At 60.5% G+C, this 1441-nt stretch carries 1 protein-coding gene; it reads left to right on the top strand.

Annotation, left to right across the window (positions count from 1 at the left end; genetic code table 11):
- Positions 1–95: 95 nt before the first annotated feature.
- The gene (locus VN622_04840) at positions 96–1391 is read left to right on the top strand and encodes an IS256 family transposase (protein HWR35182.1); all 1296 of its coding nucleotides are present in this window, start codon (positions 96–98) and stop codon (positions 1389–1391) included.
- Positions 1392–1441 lie beyond the last annotated feature (50 nt).

Raw genomic sequence — 1441 nt, 5'->3', positions numbered from 1 at the left:
GAGAATGCCCGTTAAAGCGTAGAAAGTAGCGACTCTCGCACCCGAAGGCGTGATAGCCTTCGAGTGATTTTCTGCCAAGAAAAAGGAGAGTCGCTATGAAGAAACGATACCAGATCGACCAACAACGAGCGGTGCAGCAGTTTCGCCGGCTCGCCACCGAAGAGAACCCCAACGTCCAAATGATCCTGCCGATGGCCGACATTGTCGGCATGTTGCAGGATGGCGTCGGCCATTTGCTGCGAGAAGCCGGATTGGCATTGATGAGCCTTGTGATGGAGGAAGAGGTTCGCCACTTGGCCGGCGAACGCCATGAGCAGCGCCCCGATCGCCGTGCGCACCGGTGGGGCAAAGATGATGGCTACTGCGTGGTAGACGGCCAGAAGGTGCCGCTGAAAAGAACCCGGCTGCGTACCAAAGAGAACCGGGAGCAACGGCTGGGGAGCTACGAACTGTTCCAGCGCAGCGCACCGTTGCAGCAGGGCGTCTGGGATAAGATGATGCGCGGGCTTTCGACTCGGAATTACGGGGCCGTGGTGAAGGAGTTCGGCGCGGCGTACGGGATCGAGAAGTCGGCGGTGAGCGAGAACTTCATCGAAGCCAGCCGGGAGAAGGTGAAGCAGTTGATGGAGCGGCCGCTCGGCGATCTACGGCTGTGTGCCGTGCTGATCGACGGCACGCCGTTCAAGAATCGCATGATGATTGTCGCGCTGGGCATCTGTTGCGACGGGCGCAAAACGGTGTTGGGGCTGCGCGAAGGGGCCACCGAGAACGCAACCGTCGTGGGCGAGTTGCTGAGCGATCTGCTGGCCCGCGGCTTGGAATTCAGCACCCCGCGGTTGTACATCCTGGACGGCGGCAAAGCCTTGCCCGCAGCCGTACGACGCCACGCCGGAGAAGCCGCCTTCATCCAGCGCTGCCAGGTTCACAAGAAACGCAACGTGCTGGACCACCTTCCGGAAGAACATAAGGCCGGCGTGCGCCGGAAACTGCAAAACGCCTACGCGATGCAGGACTACGAGCCCGCCAAACGGGCGCTCACGCAGTTGCACCGCGAGTTGATGGACTTGAATCCGAGTGCGGCGCGAAGTTTGGAAGAAGGGATGGAGGAAACGCTCACCGTTCACAAGCTGGGGGTGCCGGAACAACTTCGTCGCACCCTGGCCTGCACCAACGTGATCGAATCGGCCTTCTCCATCGTGGAAACGGTTTGCCGGAACGTGAAACGATGGCGGGACGGCGATCAGATCGAACGCTGGGTCGGCTCCGGGCTGCTCGTCGCGGAGCGGCAGTTCCGGAAGGTTATCGGCTACCGCCAGATTCCAATGTTGCTGTCCTCAATGGCGCACGCCGTTTCCAAAAAGCCAATTGCCAAGGGAGTCGCGGTCGCGTAGTCTATGAGTTCCGAGGGTCGCTTACTTTCAACGGACTTCCGGGCAATCTC

This window comes from Clostridia bacterium (assembly GCA_035561135.1).
Lineage (GTDB): Bacteria > Acidobacteriota > Terriglobia > Terriglobales > Acidobacteriaceae > DATMYA01.
Note: the sequence above shows the minus strand (reverse complement) of the source record. Positions and strands in the feature narration are given on the sequence as shown.